This window comes from Micromonospora sp. NPDC049366 (assembly GCF_044466625.1).
Classification (GTDB): domain Bacteria; phylum Actinomycetota; class Actinomycetes; order Mycobacteriales; family Micromonosporaceae; genus Micromonospora.
The window spans coordinates 126,907-146,975 of sequence record NZ_JBITMV010000013.1 but is presented as its reverse complement, the minus strand read 5'-3'; the positions used below and the strand labels follow the sequence as shown (position 1 = coordinate 146,975).

17 protein-coding genes are annotated in these 20,069 nt (G+C 73.6%); 1 reads left to right on the top strand and 16 read right to left on the bottom strand.

Annotated elements, in window-relative coordinates:
* Positions 1–42 precede the first annotated feature (42 nt).
* From ACIBTV_RS19685 to pyrR, 16 genes are all read right to left on the bottom strand, one after another.
* On the bottom strand, positions 43–1,311 hold the full coding sequence (locus ACIBTV_RS19685) for a cytochrome P450 (protein WP_396706752.1): 1,269 nt from the start codon (positions 1,309–1,311) through the stop codon (positions 43–45).
* Positions 1,312–1,393: 82 nt separating this feature from the next.
* On the bottom strand, positions 1,394–2,377 hold the full coding sequence (locus ACIBTV_RS19680) for an AAA family ATPase (RefSeq protein WP_396706750.1): 984 nt from the start codon (positions 2,375–2,377) through the stop codon (positions 1,394–1,396).
* 257 nt (positions 2,378–2,634) lie between these two features.
* Complete coding sequence (locus ACIBTV_RS19675; RefSeq protein WP_396706749.1) at positions 2,635–4,545, bottom strand: primosomal protein N'; 1,911 nt, start codon at positions 4,543–4,545, stop codon at positions 2,635–2,637.
* 59 nt (positions 4,546–4,604) lie between these two features.
* Positions 4,605–5,798 carry a methionine adenosyltransferase gene (gene metK, locus ACIBTV_RS19670; protein WP_396706747.1) on the bottom strand — a complete coding sequence of 398 codons (1,194 nt, stop codon included), beginning with the start codon at positions 5,796–5,798 and terminating at the stop codon, positions 4,605–4,607.
* Positions 5,799–5,886: 88 nt separating this feature from the next.
* Positions 5,887–7,095: a bifunctional phosphopantothenoylcysteine decarboxylase/phosphopantothenate--cysteine ligase CoaBC gene (coaBC, locus tag ACIBTV_RS19665; protein WP_396706745.1), complete on the bottom strand. Its 1,209-nt coding sequence runs from the start codon at positions 7,093–7,095 to the stop codon at positions 5,887–5,889.
* Between the two features lie 14 nt (positions 7,096–7,109).
* Entirely contained in the window at positions 7,110–7,376 is a 267-nt protein-coding gene (gene rpoZ / locus ACIBTV_RS19660) for a DNA-directed RNA polymerase subunit omega (RefSeq protein WP_013285517.1), read from the bottom strand.
* A gap of 95 nt (positions 7,377–7,471) precedes the next feature.
* Complete coding sequence (locus tag ACIBTV_RS19655; RefSeq protein WP_396706742.1) at positions 7,472–8,005, bottom strand: guanylate kinase; 534 nt, start codon at positions 8,003–8,005, stop codon at positions 7,472–7,474.
* A gap of 25 nt (positions 8,006–8,030) precedes the next feature.
* Entirely contained in the window at positions 8,031–8,348 is a 318-nt protein-coding gene (gene mihF / locus ACIBTV_RS19650; protein WP_091589671.1) for an integration host factor, actinobacterial type, read from the bottom strand.
* Between the two features lie 178 nt (positions 8,349–8,526).
* Entirely contained in the window at positions 8,527–9,363 is an 837-nt protein-coding gene (gene pyrF, locus ACIBTV_RS19645; protein WP_396706740.1) for an orotidine-5'-phosphate decarboxylase, read from the bottom strand.
* A gap of 131 nt (positions 9,364–9,494) precedes the next feature.
* Positions 9,495–10,769, bottom strand: coding sequence for an adenosylmethionine--8-amino-7-oxononanoate transaminase (locus ACIBTV_RS19640; RefSeq protein ID WP_396706898.1), 1,275 nt, complete (start codon positions 10,767–10,769; stop codon positions 9,495–9,497).
* Between the two features lie 56 nt (positions 10,770–10,825).
* On the bottom strand, positions 10,826–11,842 hold the full coding sequence (locus ACIBTV_RS19635; protein WP_396706738.1) for a quinone-dependent dihydroorotate dehydrogenase: 1,017 nt from the start codon (positions 11,840–11,842) through the stop codon (positions 10,826–10,828).
* Between the two features lie 94 nt (positions 11,843–11,936).
* Complete coding sequence (gene carB, locus ACIBTV_RS19630) at positions 11,937–15,323, bottom strand: carbamoyl-phosphate synthase large subunit (RefSeq protein ID WP_396706736.1); 3,387 nt, start codon at positions 15,321–15,323, stop codon at positions 11,937–11,939.
* Positions 15,316–16,488: a glutamine-hydrolyzing carbamoyl-phosphate synthase small subunit gene (gene carA, locus ACIBTV_RS19625; protein WP_396706734.1), complete on the bottom strand. Its 1,173-nt coding sequence runs from the start codon at positions 16,486–16,488 to the stop codon at positions 15,316–15,318. Before carA ends, carB begins: the two co-directional genes overlap by 8 nt.
* Positions 16,485–17,762 carry a dihydroorotase gene (locus tag ACIBTV_RS19620; protein ID WP_396706732.1) on the bottom strand — a complete coding sequence of 426 codons (1,278 nt, stop codon included), beginning with the start codon at positions 17,760–17,762 and terminating at the stop codon, positions 16,485–16,487. Before ACIBTV_RS19620 ends, carA begins: the two co-directional genes overlap by 4 nt.
* Positions 17,759–18,685 carry an aspartate carbamoyltransferase catalytic subunit gene (locus tag ACIBTV_RS19615; RefSeq protein ID WP_396706731.1) on the bottom strand — a complete coding sequence of 309 codons (927 nt, stop codon included), beginning with the start codon at positions 18,683–18,685 and terminating at the stop codon, positions 17,759–17,761. The genes ACIBTV_RS19620 and ACIBTV_RS19615 overlap by 4 nt, the downstream gene beginning before the upstream one ends.
* Positions 18,682–19,266: a bifunctional pyr operon transcriptional regulator/uracil phosphoribosyltransferase PyrR gene (gene pyrR, locus ACIBTV_RS19610; protein ID WP_396706729.1), complete on the bottom strand. Its 585-nt coding sequence runs from the start codon at positions 19,264–19,266 to the stop codon at positions 18,682–18,684. Before pyrR ends, ACIBTV_RS19615 begins: the two co-directional genes overlap by 4 nt.
* A 288-nt stretch (positions 19,267–19,554) precedes the next feature.
* On the opposite strand from pyrR, the gene ACIBTV_RS19605 reads away from it, so the two are divergent.
* Entirely contained in the window at positions 19,555–20,043 is a 489-nt protein-coding gene (locus ACIBTV_RS19605; protein ID WP_013285505.1) for a transcriptional regulator, read from the top strand.
* Positions 20,044–20,069 lie beyond the last annotated feature (26 nt).

The following is a 20,069-nucleotide window of genomic DNA, read 5'->3' as shown; positions in this document are numbered from 1 at the left end:
GGACGGCTCCTTCTGGGGTGGGACGATCGGGGCCGTACCAGTCTACGGAGTACCCGGCCGCGCCCCGGCCGGCGTACCTCGATCGACCACGGCGGGTGTGCCGAGCGTCACCGGCAGGGTGTCGTAGCCACGCAGGGTGAGCCGGGTGCGCCGCCGCGGCCGGCCGGCGAGGGCCAGCTCCGGCAGCCGGCGCAGCAGCAGCGGGAACGCCACCTGGGCCTCCAGCCGGGCCAGGCCGGCGCCGAGGCAGTAGTGCGGCCCGGCCCCGAACGACAGCGGCTGCGCCTGGGCCCGCCACGGGTCGAACCGGGCCGGCTCCGGGTAGCGCCGCGGATCCCGGTTGGCCGCGCCGAGCAGCAGCAGCGCCCAGCTGCCCGCCGGCAGGTCGAGCCCGCCGCAGCGCACCGGCTCCGTCGTCATCCGGGTGGTCAGCTGCACCGGCGAGTCGTAGCGGAGCAGCTCCTCGACGTACGCGGGGGCGAGGTCGGGGTGGCCGCGCAGCGCGTCCGCCTCGCGGGGATGCGCCAGCAGCACGACGAGGCCGTTGCCGAGCAGGTTGGTGGTGGTCTCGAACCCGGCGACCAGCAGCACCACGAGATTGGCCAACAGCTCGTCGCCGGAGAGCCGCTCCCCGTCGGCGTCGTGCACCTGCACCAACGCGCTGGTCAGGTCGTCGGCCGGGGCTCGCCGCCGCGCCCGCACCAGGTCGGTGAAGTAGTCGCGCAGCTCGGCCGCGCCCCGGTCGGCGACGGCCAGCTCGTCGGGGGTGATCTCGGGCTCCAGGACACCGGTGAGGTCGGCCGCCCAGCGGCGGAACAGCGGCCGGTCCTGCGCCGGCACGCCGAGCAGCGCGCAGATCACCCCGACCGGCAGCGGGTAGGCGAAGTCGGCCAGGAAGTCCAGCGGCTCGCCCCGGTCACCCCGCTCGACCATCGCGTCGACCAGCTCCTGCGCCTGCGCGGTCACCACGTCGCGCATCCCGGCGATCCGGCGGGGGCTGAACGCCCCGGCGGCGAGCCGCCGCATCCGGCTGTGGTCGGGCGGGTTCGTCCGCAGCATCGAGCGGGAGATCGACGTGACCGCCGGGCTGTCCCGCCACCCCGGCCACAGGCCGTCGCGGATCGCGTCGTCCATCACCCCGAGGCGCGGGTCCCGCAGCAGCTCGTCGGCCTCGGCGTAGCCGGTGACCACGTAGAACACCGGGCCGGCCTCGACCACCGGCCCGTGTGCGCGCAGCCGCTCGTAGGTCGGGTAGGGGTCGATCCGGCCCTGCGGGGACATGAGCAGGGTGAGGGCGTCGGCGGCGTCCATCGCGGGCCTCCCGGTGCGGGATCGAGGGCCTTCATCATGCCCCCGATCCACCCGCCCGGCGATCCCGGCGGGCCCGGTCGGCTCAGGCGGGGTGACCCGGGTCGCCGGCCAGCACCGCGTCACCGCCGAGCAGGGCGTGCTCGGGCATCGGCAGCTCGATGCCGTGGGCGGCCTCCCAGTCGTACACGGTGCCGGGGCGGACCTGGGCGGCGAAGTACTCGACGGCGCTCATCCCGCCGACCACCGGCTCGTCGACCTCGGCGACCAGCTGCGCCGGCACCAGGCGGAACCCGCTCTGCAGGGCGGCGCTGAGCCGGCGGTGGCCGTCGACGACGAAGAAGTGCTCACCGGTGTAGCCGATCCGCAGCGGCTCCAGCGCCTCGTCGCCGGCCCCGGCCACGCCGTCCACGAACTCCGAGTCCCAGAGACCACGCAGCGTGGTGATGTCCTCGGTCGGGTAGATGCGGGCCGGGTCGAGCAGCAGCAGCGGCGGGCTGTCCCGCAGCACGTCGGCGCCGAGGTCGCCCTCGTACGCGGCGACGATGTGCTCGATCACCTCGTCGGCGGTGGCGCGGGTGGTGTCGCAGACCAGGTCGTAGTTGCGCAGCCGGGCCTTGTCGACCTTGTAGCGGACCAGGAACCGGTTCCGCTCGCTCTCGCTGCGCTCCCGGAGCTTGGCCTTCGCCTCCTCCAACGAGGTGTAGCTCTCGGCCGGCCCCGACGGACGGGCCAGCACCCGGCGGGCCGCCTCGCCCGGCTCGGTGATCATGTGCACCTTGAGCGCGTCGGTGAAGAAGTGCCAGGCCAGGCGGGAGTCCATGACGAGGCTCTCACCGGAGGCGGCGATGTCGCGCTGGAGCTGGTCGACGTAGCCGTCCACGGCCTGGTCGAGTTCGGCGTGCAGGTTGAGCTGGAGAGCGGTCATCTGCCGCTCCTGCGCCATCTGCCGGTAGAGGTCACCGACGCTGACCCGGCGCAGGCCCAGCCGCTTGGAGATCTCCACCGACACCGTGCTCTTGCCGCTGCCGAGGTCGCCGTTGAAGACGATCGATTGACGAACGGTCACGACTGGTCCACCCCTGGTTACCGGCTGTTGGGCATCGTCAATGTGGCGTCGGGCCGACGCGGTTTGTGCCGTGGTCGCGCCATCCGTGCGCCCGGGCATGACGGGCGATGCTACCACCCTCCGTGACGCCCACCGCCGCACGCGGCGTCCGTCACCGGCCTCCCTCCACCCTCGCCCCCGTCCCGCGATCGTGCACGTCGCGCCCGCGATTTGTCCGAAACGCGCCGAAACTCGGACGGGACGAGCGTGGGGGTCGATCAGAACAACGTCAGGGGGTCCACCTGGAGGCGGACGGGGTCGGCGGCCTTGCGGGCGCTGCGCGCTCCCGCCGCCGCGTGCAGCGCCCCGGCCAGCGCCGCCGCCCGGGCACGCGGCACCCGGACCAGCATCCGTTCCCGCTCGCCGTCGGCGGGGACCGGCCCCAGCACCTCGGCCCCGTCCGGCAGCCGTGCCTCGGCGAGCAGGTCGGCCACCGCCACCGGCAGGCCGGTCACGCTCGCCATCCGTACCGCCGGCGGGAAGCCCAGCTCGCGACGCTCAGCCAGCTCCCGGGCCGCGAACCAGCCGGCGTCCCAGCGCAGCAGCGCCTGCACCGGGGCGAGAGCGCCGTCGGCGACCACGACCACCCGGCCGCCGGCCCCGGCCGGTCGGGCCAGGGCGGCGGCAGCCAGCCACCGGCGCAGCGCCTCCTCCCCGGCGCGGAGGTCGGCGCGGGTCAGCAGGGCCCACGAGTCGAGCAGCAGCACGGCGCCGTAGCCGCCCTCGGCCGGTGGCTCGGCGCCCGGCGTGGCGATCGCCAGGCCCGCGCCGCCGGGCACCGTGCTCAGCACCTCCTCCCGTCCGGAGGTGCGGACGGGCACGCCGGGGAAGGCGCGACCCAGCTCCTCGGCGGTGCGCCGTGCGCCGGTGACGGCGGCCCGCAGCCGCCGCCCGCCGCACTCCGGGCAGGCGTACGCGGCGGCGACCCGGCCGCACCAGCGACACGCCGGGGCGCCGGTCGCCGACGGCAGGGCCAGCGGGCCGGCGCAGGTGGGGCAGCGCGCCGGGGTGCGGCAGTCGGCGCAGGACACCGCCGGCAGGTAGCCGCGCCGGGGCACCTGCACCAGCACGGGCAGGTCCGCCCGGAGGGCGTCCCGCGCCGCGTTCCACGCCAGGCTGGGCAGCCGCGCCGTCGCCGCCGCCGGGTCACGGGCCAGCTGCGGGTCGTCGCCGGTCGGCGCGATGGCCGGCGTACGCGCCCGCAGGGTGGCCCGGTCGGCGATCACCTCCCGCGCCCAGCCGGTCTCCAGCAGCAGCTGCGCCTCGGCGGTGCGGGCGTACCCGCCGACCAGGGCGCCGGCCTCGGCGAGCTGGGCGCGGGTGAGCAGCACCTCCCGCGCGTGCGGGTACGGGGCCCGGGGCTCGGCGTGCAGGTCGTCCCCGTCGTCCCAGATCGCCACCAGACCGAGCCGCCCGACCGGGGCGAACATCGCGGCCCGGGTGCCGATGACCACCGGCACGTCGCCGCGGCGGGCGGCGAGGAAGGCGCGGTACCGCCGGGCCGGGCCGAGCGCGGCGGAGAGGGACACGTGTCGTCCCGGGCCGAGCGCGGCGGCGACGGCGGCGTCCAACCGGTCCAGGTCACGGTTGTCGGCGACCACCACCAGCGCACCCCGCCCGCCGGCCACGGTCGCGGCGACCGCCTCGGCGTACCGGGCCGCCCAGTCCTCGCCGGGCAGCGCGGACCAGACCGCGCGGGGGGCCCGCCCGTCGGTGAGGGCCCGCAGGTAGGCCGGGCCGGCCGGGTAGTCCCGCCAGCCCGCCGGGTCCGGCGCGGTCGTCGGCTCGCCGGGCGGCGGGGGCTCGTGCGGCTCCTTCTCGACCCGGGCGTGCCGGGGCGGCACGGCGAGCCGGAGCACGTCGGCGAGGCTGCCGGCGTACCGGTCGGCGACCGCCCGGGCCAGCCGGGCCACCTCCGGCGCCAGCACCGGCTCCGGGGAGACCACCTTCTCCAGGTAGGCGAGCCGGCCGGTGTGCCCGGAGTCGTCGGTGCGCTCCAGCAGCCACCCGTCGACGAGCTGCCCGGCGAAGCGGACCTTGACCCGGGTGCCGGGCACCGCCGCCTCGTCCAGCGCGGCCGGGACGAGGTAGTCGAAGGGGCGGTCGAGGTGGGCCAGCGGGAGATCCACGCAGACACGAGCGACCGGCGACCCGTCCGCGGGTCGCCGGTCGCTGCGCGTGGTGCCGGTCAGGCTCCCGCGGCCGACTTGAGGTCGGCGGCCCGGTCGGTGCTCTCCCAGGTGAGGTCGGGCAGTTCCCGGCCGAAGTGGCCGTACGCCGCGGTCTGCTGGTAGATCGGGCGGAGCAGGTTGAGGTCCCGGATGATCGCGGCCGGGCGCAGGTCGAAGACCTCGGTGACGGCCTGCTCGATCGCGGGGACCGGCACGGTCTCGGTGCCGAACGTCTCGATGAAGAGGCTGACCGGCTTGGCCTTGCCGATCGCGTAGGCGACCTGCACCTCGCAGCGCTCGGCCAGCCCCGCCGCGACCACGTTCTTGGCCACCCAGCGCATCGCGTACGCGGCCGAGCGGTCCACCTTCGACGGGTCCTTGCCGGAGAAGGCGCCGCCACCGTGGCGGGCGTAGCCACCGTAGGTGTCGACGATGATCTTGCGACCGGTCAGGCCGGCGTCGCCCATCGGGCCGCCGATCTCGAACCGGCCCGTCGGGTTGACCAGCAGCCGGTAGCCGTCGGTGTCGAGGCCGAGGCTCTCCAGCTCGGGGGCGATGACGTGGTCACGCACGTCCGGGGTGAGCAGCGAGTCGAGCGAGATGTCGGCCGCGTGCTGGCTGGAGACCACCACCGTGTTGAGCCTGACCGGGCGCAGGCCCTCGTACTCGATGGTGACCTGGGTCTTGCCGTCCGGCCGCAGGTAGGGCACGGTGCCGTCCTTGCGGACCGCGGCGAGCCGCCGGGCCAGCCGGTGCGCGAGGGCGATCGGCAGCGGCATCAGCTCGGGCGTCTCGGTGCACGCGAAGCCGAACATCATGCCCTGGTCGCCGGCGCCCTGCGCGTCCAGCGCGCTCTCGGAGGCGCCGGTGCGCAGCTCGAACGCGTTGTCGACGCCCTGCGCGATGTCCTCCGACTGGGCGCCGATGGAGACGCTCACGCCGCAGGAGGCGCCGTCGAAGCCCTTCTTCGACGAGTCGTAGCCGATGTCGAGGATGGTCCTGCGGACGATGGTGGGGATGTCCGCGTACGCCTTGGTGGTCACCTCGCCGGCGATGTGCACCTGGCCCGTGGTGATCATGGTTTCCACCGCGACCCGGCTGCCGGGGTCCTCGGCGAGCAGCGCGTCGAGGATACCGTCACTGATCTGGTCGGCGATCTTGTCCGGGTGGCCTTCCGTGACCGATTCGGACGTGAAGAGGCGGCGTGTCACGGCACTCCTAAAGCGTGTGAAAAGTCGTTCGCGGCAGTCTAGTCACCGCCGAGGGGTCCGGCGGAGTTGGTCACAGGCTTTCCCACTCTCAGGAGTGACCGGCCAGTCGGGCCACCACCAGATCCCAGACACCGTCGGCGAGGTCCTCCTTGGACTGTTCGGGCATCCGGCTGACCGAACCGTCCGCGCCGATGACGGTCGCCGCGTTGGTCTCGGCGCCGAAGACCTTGTCCTCCCCCACCTCGTTGATGACGATGAGGTCGGCACGCTTGCGGGCCAGCTTGGCCCGCCCGTTGGCCTCGGCGTCGCCCGTCTCCGCGGCGAACACCACCAGCACCTGCTCGGGGCGACGGCGTCGGCCGAGCTCCGCGGCGATGTCGGGGTTGGTGACGAGTTCGATGGTCGGCGCCGTGCCGTCGTCCGCCTTCTTGATTTTGCCAGGCGCGTAGACAGCCGGGCGGAAATCGGCCGGAGCCGCCGCCATCACCACCGCGTCGGCGTCGACGGCGGCCTTGAGCGTCGCCTCCCGCAACTCCTCGGTGGTGCCGACCCGCACGAGGTCGACGCCGGCCGGGTCGGGAAGGCTGACGTTGGCCGCGACGAGCGTGACGCGGGCACCGCGGGCCGCCGCGGCGCGGGCGAACGCGTAGCCCTGCTTGCCGGACGACCGGTTGCCGAGGAAGCGCACCGGGTCCAGCGGCTCCCGGGTGCCCCCGGCCGTCACCACGACGCGGCGACCGGCCAGGTCGGCGGGGGCCTGCGCGCCGCGGGCGAGGATCCGCCGGGCGACCGCGAAGATCTCCGCCGGCTCGGGCAGCCGGCCCTTGCCGGTGTCGACGCCGGTGAGCCGGCCCACGGCCGGCTCGACGACCCGCACGCCCCGGGCCCGCAGGGTGGCGACGTTGGCCACGGTGGCGGGGTGTTCCCACATCTCGGTGTGCATGGCGGGGGCCAGCAGCACCGGGCACCGGGCGGTGAGCAGGGTGTTGGTGAGCAGGTCGTCGGCGAGACCGTGCGCGGCCTTCGCGAGCAGGTCGGCGGTCGCCGGCGCGACGACCACCAGGTCGGCCTGCTGGCCGAGCCGGACGTGCGGCACCTCGTGCACGTCGGACCACACGTCGTCGGCGACCGGTTGACCGGAGAGCGCCGCCCAGGTCGGCGCCCCCACGAAGCGGAGCGCCGACGCGGTCGGCACGACCCGGACCCGGTGGCCCGATTCGGTGAAGAGCCGCAGCAGCTCGCACGCCTTGTAGGCGGCGATGCCGCCGCCGACTCCGAGGACGATCCCGGCGGACATCGCGGCGCGGTGCGTTACGGCTGGTCGGTCGGCTCGGCGGTGAGCAGGCCGGCGTTGATCTCGCGCATGGCGATGGAGAGCGGCTTCTCCTGCGGGGTGGTCTCGACCAGCGGGCCGACGTACTCCAGCAGGCCCTCACCGAGCTGGCTGTAGTAGGCGTTGACCTGGCGGGCACGCTTGGCCGCGAAGATGACCAGCGCGTACTTCGACGTCGTCTTCTCGAGGAGCTCGTCGATCGGCGGGTTGGTGATGCCTTCGGGGTTGGTGGCGATGGATCCCACGAAATAACCTCTGCGTCTGTCGATCCGCGCGGACGCGGTGCTGACTGTCGGCCACGGCGCGTAGCGACCGGGCCGCTCTCGGGCCGAACCGACTCCTAACCGAGCACCCGCGGTCGGGCCGGAGTCGGATAAGAAGAACCGAACAAGCCTACCAGCTCATCGGCGACGCGATCGGTCAGGTCGTGCAGGAGGGCGAGTTCGAAGGCCGCGGCGACGGCGGGAGCCGGCCGGTGACCCGGCGGGCAGAGCAGCACCAGGCGGACGCCGGAGAGGCGCTCACGGACGGCGATAGCGCCCGGGATGTCGAGGGCGAGCACGGCGGGCTGCCCGACGGCGAGCCGGGAGCGCAGCGGCTCGTAGGGCGTGCCCCGTCGGTGTGGTCCCGTCCGGGACCACTCCAGGAGCGCGCCGGCGTCGACCAACCGGTCGAACTCGGCCGGCGCGACGAAGACGCGGTCGACACCGTCGACCTCGTCGTGGCGGCGGGGCCGGGTCGTCACCGGCACCGGCCGCCACACGGCGGGAGAACGCGCCCGGACGAGCTCGACGACACTCTCCCGGCCGGACCCCGAGGGGCCGGCCAGGACAGTGAGCCGAGCCGCCGGGCGCGCCTCACCATCCGTGCTCACTGCTTGTTTCTACACGCTGCCACGCTCAGTTGGCGGCGAACTCTCCAAGCAGTGCCTTGCGCTGCTGCTCGCCGAGGCCACGCAGACGACGGCTGTCAGCGATCTTGAGCTTCTCCATGATCTGGGTGGCCCGGATCTTGCCGATGCCCGGCATCGCCTGCAGGACGGCCGACACCTTCAGCTTGCCCACGACGTCGTCGGACTCGGCGCGCTCGAGGACGGCTGAAAGGGTGGTCTTGCCCTGCTTGAGCTGCTCCTTCAGCTCGGCACGGGCCTTGCGGATCTCCGCGGCCTTCTCCAGCGCGGCAGCGCGCTGCTCGGGGGTCAGTGACGGGAGCGGCACCAGTTCTCCTCAGGTCCCTATCGCGACGGGCGGGTCGCACCGCCGCATCTGTGAAACGTGGTGTCGCTGTGAACCAAGGGGTCCGTGGTTCCCAGCGCGGGGAAAACTAGCGGTCAACGGAACTTTCGGCAACGTGGGCGCGCCATGATCATCGCAAAGTGATCGAGCGATCAGTCAGTCAGCGGGCTGGCAGAACAGCCCGGCAGTCCGCCAGCGCCCGGTCCGCGGCGGCCCGCAGGGCGGCCACGTCGGGTCCCGCGCCGAGCACCTCGCGGGAGTACGAGGGCAGCACCGAGGAGAGGCTGGAGCCGAAGACGGTACGCAGATCGGCGGCCGTCGCGCCCTGCGCGCCGAGCCCCGGAGCGAGCAGCGGACCCCCCACCGACGACAGGTCGTGACCGGTGTCACCGATGGTCGCCCCGACCACCAGACCGAAGCTGCCGAGGGGCTCCGCACCCGCGTTGAGCTGGGAAATCTCGTCGATCACGGTCTGCGCGACGGTCCGCCCGTCCGACGTCCGGGCGTGCTGCACGGCGGGCCCCTCGGGGTTCGAGGTGAGCGCCAGCACGAAGACGCCGCCGCCGTGCTGACGGGCCAGCTCGAACATCGGGGCGAGCGAACCTACTCCCAGGTAGGGGCTCGCGGTGACCGCGTCGACATACAGCGGGCTGGATGGGTCGAGGTACGCCGAGGCGTACGCCTGGACCGTCGAGCCGATGTCGCCGCGCTTCGCGTCGAGGAGAACGAGCGAGCCGCGATCTCGCAACTGTCGGATAGTTGACTCAAGAATCGCGACACCTCGGGCGCCGAAACGCTCGAAGAAGGCCGACTGGGGCTTGACCACCGCAACCCGGTCACCGAGGGCTTCCACGACGGTCCGGGCGAACCGGTCGAGCCCCTCCACGTCGTCCGAGAGCCCCCAGCGGGCCAGCAGACCGGGGTGGGGGTCGATGCCGACGCAGAGCGGTCCCCGCTCGACCATGGCCCGGTGCAACCGGGCGCCGAAGCTCTCCATCCGTTCCGTCCTCTCCTCGCACTCCGCGCCGACGGTCGCCGCCGGGCACACCGCTACCGCCCGGCGGGCCGCTGCCACCGGGCGTGCCACTTCCCGACCGCCGACGGGCGCCGGCGGCGTACCGCCTCCGCTCAGCCGGCCTTCACAGCCGCCGCCACACCCAACGCGATGCGGGCCAGATCGGCGTCGTCGGTGACGTACGGCGGCATGGTGTAGATCAGGTCCCGGAACGGGCGCAGCCACACACCCTGGGCCACCGCGGCGGCCGTGGCGGCGGGCAGGTCCACCTCGTGGTCCAGCTGCACCACGCCGATCGCGCCCAGCACCCGCACGTCGGCCACCCCCGGCGCGCCCCGCAGCGGCGCCAGGCCGGCCCGCAGCCCGTCGCCCACCCTCGCCACCTCGGCGGCCCAGTCACCGGCCCGCAGCAGGGCGATGGAGGCGTTGGCGACGGCACAGGCGAGCGGGTTGCCCATGAACGTCGGGCCGTGCGCCAGCACGCCGTCGGCGGAGATCCCCCGGGCGATCTCGGCGGTGCACAGCGCCGCCGCGAGGGTGAGGTAGCCACCGGTGAGCGCCTTGCCCACGCACATCACGTCCGGGGTCACGCCGGCGTGCTCGGCGGCGAACATCGTGCCGGTCCGGCCGAACCCGGTGGCGATCTCGTCGAAGATGAGCAGCACCCCGTGCGCCCGGGTCACCTCGCGCAGCACCCGCAGGTACTCGGGGTGGTGGAAGCGCATCCCGCCGGCGCCCTGCACGACCGGCTCCACGATGACGGCGGCCAGCTCGTGCGCGTGCCGCTCGACGGCGTCGACGAGCGCGGCGCAGTACGCCGGGTCCGGCGGGGCGTCGAAGCCGGCCGGCGGCACGGGCGCGAAGACCTGCCGGGGCAGCACGTCGCCCCAGAGGTGGTGCATGCCCCCCTCCGGGTCGCAGACGCTCATCGGGTGGAACGTGTCGCCGTGGTAGCCGCCCCGCCAGGTGCCCAGCCGGCGGCGCTGCGGGCGACCGACGGCCCGCTGGTACTGCAGGCACATCTTGATCGCCACCTCGACGCTCACCGACCCGGAGTCGGCGAGGAAGACGTGCTCCAGCCCGTCCGGGGCGAGGTCGACGAGGGTCTGGGCCAGCCGTACGGCCGGCTCGTGGGTCAGGCCGCCGAACATGACGTGACTCATCCGGCCCAGCTGGTCGGTCACCGCCGCGTCGAGCACCGGGTGGCGGTAGCCGTGGATCGCCGCCCACCAGGACGACATGCCGTCCACCAGCTCCCGGCCGTCGGCGAGCCGCAGCCGTACGCCCTGGGCGCTCTCCACCACATATGGCGGGCTGGACGCCGGCACGGGCGCGTACGGGTGCCAGACCCGGGCCCGGTCGACCGCGAGGATCTCCTCAGCCCTCACCCTGCTCATCCCCTCTCATCTCGTCCCCCGCTCCCGCCGTCCCACCCCCGGGGAGGTCATGGTGTGGGGGCCGTGCGGGCGGCGGCGCGGACCAGGGCGGGGCCCCGGTAGATGAAGCCGGTGTAGAGCTGCACCAGGCTCGCGCCGGCGTCGAACATCCGGCTCGCGTCGTCGGGGTCGAGGATCCCGCCCACACCGATCACCGGCAGCCGGCCGGCGGTCTCCCGGTGCACGAACGAGACGACCTCCCGTGCCCGGCCGGTGAGCGGCCGGCCGGACAGCCCGCCCGTCTCGCCGCCGCGGGGCCGGTCGCCGGCCGCCAGACCGTCGCGGGCGAGGGTGGTGTTGGTGGCGATCACGCCGGCCGCGCCCCGGGCCAGGCAGACCTCCAGCAGCTCGGCGATCGCCGGCTCGGTGAGGTCCGGAGCGATCTTCACGAGCACCGGCTTCTCGCCCACCAGGGCGGCCAGCAGGGCGTCCAGGTGCGCCCGATCCTGCAACGACCGCAGACCCGGGGTGTTCGGCGAGGAGACGTTCACCGCGAAGTAGTCGCCGTGGTCGCGCAGCGCCCGGTACGACGCGAGGTAGTCCTCGACCGCGTCCGTCAACGGGGTCACCTTGGACTTGCCGAGCGAGATGCCCAGCGGCGCCCCGAGCGGGCGGGGCAGCGCCGCCAGCCGGGCCGCCAGCGCCTCGGCGCCGGCGTTGTTGAAGCCCATCCGGTTGATCACCGCCTCACTGTCCCGCAGGCGGAACAGCCGGGGCCGGGGGTTGCCCGGCTGCGCGTGCGCGGTCACCGTGCCGACCTCGACGAAGCCGAAGCCCAGCGCCGGCCAGGCCGGCAGCGCGACGCCGTTCTTGTCCATCCCGGCGGCCAGGCCGACCGGGTTGGGGAACTCGACGCCGAAGACCGTCCGCGGGGCGCGGACCGCGTACCGGGCCCGCAGCGCGGCGAGGGCGGGCGCCGAGCGGGACACCGCGGCGAGCCGCCGCAGGGTCCACTCGTGCGCCGCCTCGGCGTCGCCGCCCCCGATCCGGAAGAGCGCCGGCCGCAGCAGCCGCTCGAACATCACGACCGACCCACCCCGTCGATCATGAAGTTATCGCCGCGACACGCCGCGGCGGCGGGCGACAACTTCGTGATCAGCGCGAGCCGGCCGGGGGCTGTCACTGGGCGGCTCGCAGGGCGGCGTGCAGCTCCTGCAACGGGCGGACCCGCACGTCGCCGCGGATCCGCGCCTCGATGCCCATGACCGCGGCGGCCGCGCCGGGCACCGTGGTGATGCACGGGATGTCCGCGGTGACCGCCGCGCTGCGGATCTCGTACCCGTCGGAGCGGGCGCTCGCGCCCGAGCCCTGCGGGGTGTTGATCACCAGTGCCACGTCGCCGCCGAGGATCATCGACACCGCGTCCTCGCCCTGGCCCGCCTCGTAGTGCTTGCGGATCTGCTCGCAGGCGATGCCGTGCCGGCGCAGCACCTCCGCCGTGCCGGCGGTCGCCACGATCTCGAAACCGAGGTCGGCCAGGCGCTTGATCGGGAAGATCATCCCGCGCTTGTCCCGGTTGGCGACCGACACGAAGATGCGCCCGCCGGTCGGCAGCGACCCGTACGCGGCCGCCTGCGACTTGGCGAAGGCCTGCCCGAAGCCGGTGTCGATGCCCATCACCTCACCGGTGGACTTCATCTCCGGCCCGAGCAGCGAGTCGATGCCCTTGCCGGCCCGGGTGCGGAAACGCTTGAACGGGAGCACCGCCTCCTTGACCGCGATCGGGGCGTCGGCCGGCATGCTGCCGCCGTCCCCGGTCGCCGGGAGCAGGCCCTCGGCGCGCAGCTCGGCGATGGTGGCGCCGAGCGCGATCCGGGCGGCCGCCTTGGCCAGCGGCACCGCGGTCGCCTTGGACACGAACGGGACGGTCCGCGACGCGCGGGGGTTCGCCTCCAGGACGTAGAGCACGTCGTCCTTGAGCGCGTACTGCACGTTGAGCAGGCCCCGCACCCCGACACCCCGGGCGATCGCCTCGGTGTAGCGGCGGACCTCGGCCAGGTGCGAGCCGGCCAGGGTGATCGGCGGCAGGGCGCAGGACGAGTCTCCGGAGTGGATGCCCGCCTCCTCGATGTGCTCCATCACGCCGCCGAGGTAGACCTCGCCGTCGGCGTCGCAGAGGGCGTCCACGTCGATCTCGATGGCGTCGTCGAGGAACCGGTCCACCAGCACCGGGTGGTCCGGGGAGATGTCGGTGGCCCGGCCGATGTAGTCCCGCAGCGTCGGGTCGTCGTAGACGATCTCCATGCCACGACCACCGAGCACGTACGACGGACGCACCAGCACCGGGTAGCCGATCTCCTCGGCGATCTCCTTCGCCTCGTCGTACGACGTGGCGAGGCCGTGCGCCGGGGCGCGCAGGCCGGCGCGGGCCAGCAGCGCGCCGAACGCCCCCCGCTCCTCGGCGAGGTGGATGGACTCCGGCGACGTGCCGACGATCGGCACCCCGGCGTCCTTGAGCCGCTGCGCCAGACCCAGCGGGGTCTGCCCGCCGAGCTGCACGATGACCCCGATGACACCCGGCCCGCCGGCGGCCTTGCCGGACGAGTCCTCGGCGTGCCAGACCTCCAGCACGTCCTCGAAGGTGAGCGGCTCGAAGTAGAGCCGGTCGGCGGTGTCGTAGTCGGTCGAGACGGTCTCCGGGTTGCAGTTGACCATGACCGTCTCGAAGCCGGCGCCGCCGCCACCGGACGCCCCGGCGCCGCCGGCGGGCGCGCCGCGCAGCGCCTGGACGGCGTGGACGCACGAGTAGTCGAACTCGATGCCCTGGCCGATGCGGTTCGGGCCGGAGCCGAGGATCAGCACCTTCGGCCGGGACGACCCGACGACCTCGGTCTCGCTGTCGTAGGAGGAGTAGTGGTACGGCGTGGTGGCGGAGAACTCGGCCGCGCAGGTGTCCACGGTCTTGTAGACCGGCCGGATGTCCAGCCGCTGCCGCAGCCGCCGTACGCCGTCCTCGCCGGCCAGCTCCGGACGCAGCGCGGCCAGCTGCCGGTCGGACAGGCCGGCGCGCTTGGCCTGACGCAGCAGCTCCGCGTCGAGCACCGGGGCCGCCACGATCTCCGCCCGCAGCTCGACCAGGCTGGCGATCTGGTCCAGGAACCAGGGATCGATCCCGCCGGACGCGTCGGCGACCTCGGCGATGGTGGCGCCCAGCCGCAGCGCCCGCTCGACGGTGTAGAGCCGGCCGTCGTGCGGGACGCGCAGCGCGGCGAGGGTGTTCTCCTTCGTCGCGCCCGCCGGGTCGGGGACCGTCCAGAACCCGGCCGCCTTCGTCTCCATCGAGCGCATCGCCTTGTTCAGCGCCTCGGTGAAGTTGCGTCCGAGGCTCATCGCCTCGCCGACCGACTTCATCGTGGTGGTCAGCTCCGGGTCCGCGCCGGGGAACTTCTCGAAGGCGAACCGGGGGATCTTGACGACCACGTAGTCCAGCGTCGGCTCGAAGGCCGCCGGGGTCTTCAGCGTGATGTCGTTGGGGATCTCGTCCAGCGTGTAGCCGATGGCGAGCTTGGCCGCGATCTTGGCGATCGGGAAGCCGGTGGCCTTCGACGCGAGTGCCGACGAGCGGGACACCCGCGGGTTCATCTCGATCACGACGATCCGGCCGTCGGCCGGGTTCACCGCGAACTGGATGTTGCAGCCGCCGGTGTCGACACCGACCTCACGCAGGACCGCGATGCCGAGGTCGCGCAGGCGCTGGTACTCCCGGTCGGTGAGGGTCATGGCCGGGGCGACGGTGACGCTGTCGCCGGTGTGCACGCCCATCGGGTCGACGTTCTCGATCGAGCAGACCACCACCACGTTGTCGTGGCGGTCGCGCATCAACTCGAGCTCGTACTCCTTCCAGCCGAGCACGCTCTCCTCGATGAGGACCTCGTGCACCGGGCTGGCCGCCAGGCCCGCGCCGGCGATGCGCTCCAGGTCCTCCGAGGTGTGCGCCATGCCCGAGCCGAGACCGCCCATCGTGAACGACGGCCGGATCACCACCGGCAGGCCCAGCTCGGCGACGGTCTCCCGGACCTCGTCCATCGAGTGGCAGACCCGCGACCGGGGCACCAGGGCGGCCGGATCCGCCAGGCCGAGGCGGACACCGGCCTTGGCGACGATGTCCTTGAACAACTGCCGGTCCTCGCCGCGGTTGATCGCCTCGATGTTGGCGCCGATCAGCTCCACGCCGTACTTCTCCAGCACGCCGGCCTCGTGCAGGGCGACCGCCGTGTTCAGCGCGGTCTGCCCGCCCAGGGTCGGCAGGATCGCGTCCGGCCGCTCCTTGGCGATGACCAGCTCGACGAACTCGGGGGTGATCGGCTCGACGTACGTGGCGTCGGCGAACTCCGGGTCCGTCATGATCGTGGCCGGGTTGGAGTTGACCAGGCTGACCCGGATCCCCTCGCTGCGCAGGACCCGGCAGGCCTGGGTACCGGAGTAGTCGAACTCGCACGCCTGCCCGATCACGATCGGCCCGGAGCCGATCACCAGGATGTGCTTCAGATCGGTCCGCTTAGGCATTCTTGCCGCCTTCACTGTGATTCACGTCGAGGCCCCGGCCCTCGATCAGCTCGGCGAAACGGTCGAAGAGGTAGTCCGCGTCGTGCGGACCGGCCGCCGCCTCCGGGTGGTACTGGACGGTGAACGCGGGCACGTCCTTCGCCCGCAGCCCCTCGACCACGTTGTCGTTGAGGCAGACGTGCGACACCTGGACGCCGCCGAACTCGGTCTCGATCACCTGGTCCGGAACGACCGCCCCGGCCCGCGCGCCCGGCACCTCGACCGCGAAGCCGTGGTTGTGGCTGGTCACCTCGACCTTGCCGGTGGCCCGGTCGAGCACCGGCTGGTTGATGCCGCGGTGGCCGTAGCCCAGCTTGTAGGTGCCGAAGCCGAGCGCCCGGCCGAGGATCTGGCTGCCGAAGCAGATGCCGAACAGCGGGATCCGCCGGCTCAGCACCTCGCGCGCCAGGCCGACCGGCCCGTCGGCGGTGGCCGGGTCGCCCGGCCCGGGTGAGAAGAAGACCGCGTCGGCGCCGGTCGCGAGCAGGTCGTCGATGGTCGACGACGCGGGCAGCACGTGGGTGGTGACCCCCCGGGCGGCCAGCCGGCGCGGCACGTTGCGCTTGATGCCCAGGTCCAGGGCGGCGACCGTGAACCGGTGCTCGCCCTCGGCCTTCACCACGTACGGCTGGGCGGTGGTCACCTCGGCGGAGAGGTCCGCGCCGACCATCTCCGGCGCCTGCCGGACCCGCGCCAGCAGGGCACGCGGGTCCTCCTCGACGCTGGAGATGCCGACCCGCATGGCGCCCCGCTCGCGCAGGTGCCGGGTGAGGGCCCGGGTGTCCACGCCGCTGATGCCGACCACGCCCTCGGCGGCGAGCCGGTCCTCCAGCCCGCCGGTGGCCCGCCAGTTCGAGCCGATGCGGGCCGGGTCGCGCACCACGTACCCGGCCACCCAGATGCGGGCGGACTCGTCGTCCTCACCGTTCACGCCGGTGTTGCCGATGTGCGGGGCGGTCTGCACCACCACCTGCCGGTGGTAGGACGGGTCGGTCAGGGTCTCCTGGTAGCCGGTCATGCCGGTGTTGAAGACCGCCTCGCCGAAGGTCTCCCCGACGCTGCCGTACGCCTCGCCATGGAAGGTCCGGCCGTCCTCCAGCACCAGAATCGCTGGACGCCTCTTCACTTGGTTGCCTTTCCGTCGAGCACCGTCGGCTCACCGCGCAGGAAGGTCGCCACGATGCGACCCGGCAGCGTCATGCCGGCGTACGGGGTGTTGCGGCTGCGGCTGGCCAGCTCCGCGGGATCGACCGCCCGGCGGGCGGCCGGGTCGACCAGGGTCAGGTTGGCCGGGGCGCCCGGCGCCGGGTCGACGCCGTGCCCGTCCAGCCCGGCGATCCGGGCCGGGGTGCGGGACATCCGCTCGGCGATCAGGTCCCAGCGCGGGCCGAGCACGTCGAGCGCGATCGACAGCGCCGTCTCCAGCCCGAGCATGCCGGGCCGGGCGTACGCCCACTCGCACTCCTTGTCCTCCACCGCGTGCGGCGCGTGGTCGGTGGCGATGATGTCGATCACGCCGTCGGCCAGCGCGGCGCGCAGCGCGGCCACGTCCGCGTCGGTGCGCAGCGGCGGGTTGACCTTGTAGACCGGGTCGTACGTCTCGGCGCGGACGTCGGTCAGCAGCAGGTGGTGGGGGGTCACCTCGGCGGTGACCCGGACCCCGCGGGCCTTGGCCTGCCGCAGCACCTCGACGCTGCCGGCGGTGGAGACGTGACACACGTGCAGGCGGCTGCCGACGTGCTCGGCGAGCAGCACGTCGCGCGCGATGATCGCCTCCTCGGCGACCGCCGGCCAGCCGGTCAGGCCGAGCCGGGTCGACACCTCGCCCTCGTGCATCTGCGCGCCCTCGGTGAGCCGGGGCTCCTCGGCGTGCTGGGCGATGACCCCGTCGAACGCCTTCACGTACTCCAGCGCCCGGCGCATCAGCCGCGGGTCGGCGACGCAGTGCCCGTCGTCGGAGAAGATCCGCACCCGCGCGGCGGAGTCGGCCATCGCGCCCAGCTCGGCGAGGTGCTGGCCGGCCAGGCCGACGGTCACCGCGCCGATCGGCTGCACGTCCACCAGACCGGCCTCGCGGCCCAGCCGCCAGACCTGCTCGACCACGCCGGCGGTGTCGGCCACCGGGGAGGTGTTCGCCATCGCGCAGACCGCCGTGTAGCCGCCGAGCGCCGCCGCCCGGGACCCGGACTCGACCGTCTCGGCGTCCTCCCGGCCCGGCTCGCGCAGGTGGGTGTGCAGGTCGACCAGGCCGGGCAGGGCGACCAGCCCGGCGGCGTCGACCACGGTGGCGCCCGGGGCGGCCAGGTCGGCGCCGACCTCGGCCACCACGCCGTCGCGGATCAGCAGGTCGGTCGGCGCGGCGCCGAGCACGCTGACGCCCTTCACCAGGTACGCGGTCATGCGTTGTTCCCCCCGAGCAGCAGGTAGAGGACGGCCATCCGGACGGAGACCCCGTTGGCGACCTGTTCGACGATGGTGGAGCGGGGCGAGTCGGCCACCTCGGGCGTGATCTCCATGCCCCGGTTCATCGGACCGGGGTGCATGACGATCGCGTGCTCCGGCAGCCGACGCATCCGCGGCCCGTCCAGACCGTAGCGGCGGGCGTACTCGCGGGCGGACGGAAAGTAGGAGTCGTTCATCCGCTCGCGCTGCACCCGCAGCATCATCACCACGTCCGAGGCGGGCAGCACCGCGTCGAGGTCGTAGCTGACGTCGGTGCCCGGCGCGAGTGCCTGGGCGATGTCGAGCGGGATGAGCGTGGGCGGCCCGACCAGGGTGACCTTGGCGCCGAGGGTGGAGAGCAGCAGCACGTTGGAGCGGGCCACCCGGCTGTGCAGCACGTCGCCGACGACCGCCACGGAGAGGCCGGCCAGCCGGCCCAGGCGCGACCGCATGGTGTACGCGTCGAGCAGCGCCTGGGTGGGGTGCTCGTGGGTGCCGTCGCCGGCGTTGACCACCGACCCGTCCACCCACTCGGCCAGCCGGTGCGCGGCGCCGGAGGCGGGGTGACGGACCACCACCGCGTCGGCGCCCATCGCCTGGAGGGTCAGCGCGGTGTCCTTCAGGCTCTCGCCCTTGGTGACGCTGGAGCCCTTCGCCGAGAAGTTGATCACATCGGCGCTCAGCCGCTTCGCGGCCGCCTCGAAGGAGATCCGGGTGCGCGTGGAGTCCTCGTAGAAGAGGTTCACCACGGTCCGGCCCCGCAGGGCGGGCAGCTTCTTGACCTCACGGCCGGCGACCGTGGCCATCTCGGCAGCGGTGTCGAGGATCCGGGTGGCGGTGGCCGCGTCCAGGTCGCCACCGGAGAGCAGGTGCCTGATCACGAGATGTCGCCTCCGTACAGCTTGACCTCGTCCGCGCCGTCGACCTCGGCGAGCGTCACCCGGACGCTCTCGGTCCGGGCGGTCGGGATGTTCTTGCCCACGTAGTCGGCGCGGATCGGCAGCTCGCGGTGGCCCCGGTCGACCAGGACGGCGAGCTGCACCGAGGCCGGCCGGCCGACGTCGCTGAGCGCGTCCAGCGCCGCCCGGACGGTACGGCCGGAGAAGAGCACGTCGTCGACGAGGACGACCCGCTTGCCGTCGATCCCACTGGCGGGCAGCTGGGTCGGCCCGACCGCGCGGGTGGCGTGCCGGCGCAGGTCGTCGCGGTAGAGAGTGATGTCGAGCACACCGACCGGGACGGTGACGTCCTCGAAGGTGCTGATCCGGGCGGCGAGCCGCCGGGCGAGCGGCACACCCCGGGTGGGGATGCCGAGCAGGACCGTGTCGGCGGCGCCCTGCGTCTTCTCGAGGATCTGGTGGGCGATGCGGTCGACCACGCGGTGCACGTCGGCAGCGGCGAGGATCACCTTCACCGAGGGTTGCCGCGTGGGCGGCGACTGGGCAGCCGGTGGGTAGGCCACGGCGGACCTCCTTCCCCGCCTCACGGGACGGGTCGTTAAAGGATGTCGGACACCTTCGGCCGGCGGCGCAACCGCCAGGGCCGGGGCTTCTCGCCACGTTACCAGTGGTCACCGGGCCGGCCGCGCGGCACCCACTGACCATCGGATCAGCTCGCCGAAATGGGGATAACTCCCCCGCTGCTCCCCAACGGGAGGGTCACGACCACTTGACCGCGTGTCGCAATCCCCGTACCGTCACGCTCCGTAGCGAATCGCTGGGAGAACCCCCGCAGCACTGGGAGTGTCCGAATGCCCTCTGAATACGCCAAGTCGCTGGGCGCCCGCCTGCGCTCCATCCGCCAGCAGCAGGGTCTCTCCCTGCAGGGTGTGGAGGAGAAGTCGAACGGGCGGTGGAAGGCCGTGGTGGTCGGCTCGTACGAGCGTGGCGACCGCGCCGTCACCGTGTCCCGCCTGGCCGAGCTGGCCGACTTCTACCGCGTTCCCGTCTCGGAGCTGCTCCCCGACGGCAGCGGGGTGCGCCACGAGCCCACCAGCAAGATCGTCCTGGACCTGGAGCGGCTCTACGACGAGGCCTCCGAGGACCTCGCGTACGTCGCCCGCTACGCCCGCGCCATCCAGCAGCAGCGCGGCGACTACAACGGCCGGGTGCTCTCGATCCGGGCCGACGACCTGCGCGCCCTGGCGATCGTCTACGACGCCTCGCCGTCGGGCCTGATCGAGCGGCTCACCGAGCACGGCGTGCTGGTGGCCGACCCCCGGGCGTTCTTCGCGTCCTGAGCTGTCGTTCCACCCGAAAGGGCCCG

What these genes read in the sequence shown, in the direction of transcription:
- ACIBTV_RS19685 (WP_396706752.1), bottom strand. Translation starts at nt 1,311, where the DNA reads ATGGACGCCGCCGACGCCCTCACCCTGCTCATGTCCCCGCAGGGCCGG.
- coaBC (WP_396706745.1), bottom strand. Translation starts at nt 7,095, where the DNA reads ATGTCCGCCGGGATCGTCCTCGGAGTCGGCGGCGGCATCGCCGCCTAC.
- pyrF (WP_396706740.1), bottom strand. Translation starts at nt 9,363, where the DNA reads ATGGAGAGCTTCGGCGCCCGGTTGCACCGGGCCATGGTCGAGCGGGGA.
- carB (WP_396706736.1), bottom strand. Translation starts at nt 15,323, where the DNA reads ATGCCTAAGCGGACCGATCTGAAGCACATCCTGGTGATCGGCTCCGGG.
- ACIBTV_RS19620 (WP_396706732.1), bottom strand. Translation starts at nt 17,762, where the DNA reads ATGACCGCGTACCTGGTGAAGGGCGTCAGCGTGCTCGGCGCCGCGCCG.
- ACIBTV_RS19605 (WP_013285505.1), top strand. Translation starts at nt 19,555, where the DNA reads ATGCCCTCTGAATACGCCAAGTCGCTGGGCGCCCGCCTGCGCTCCATC.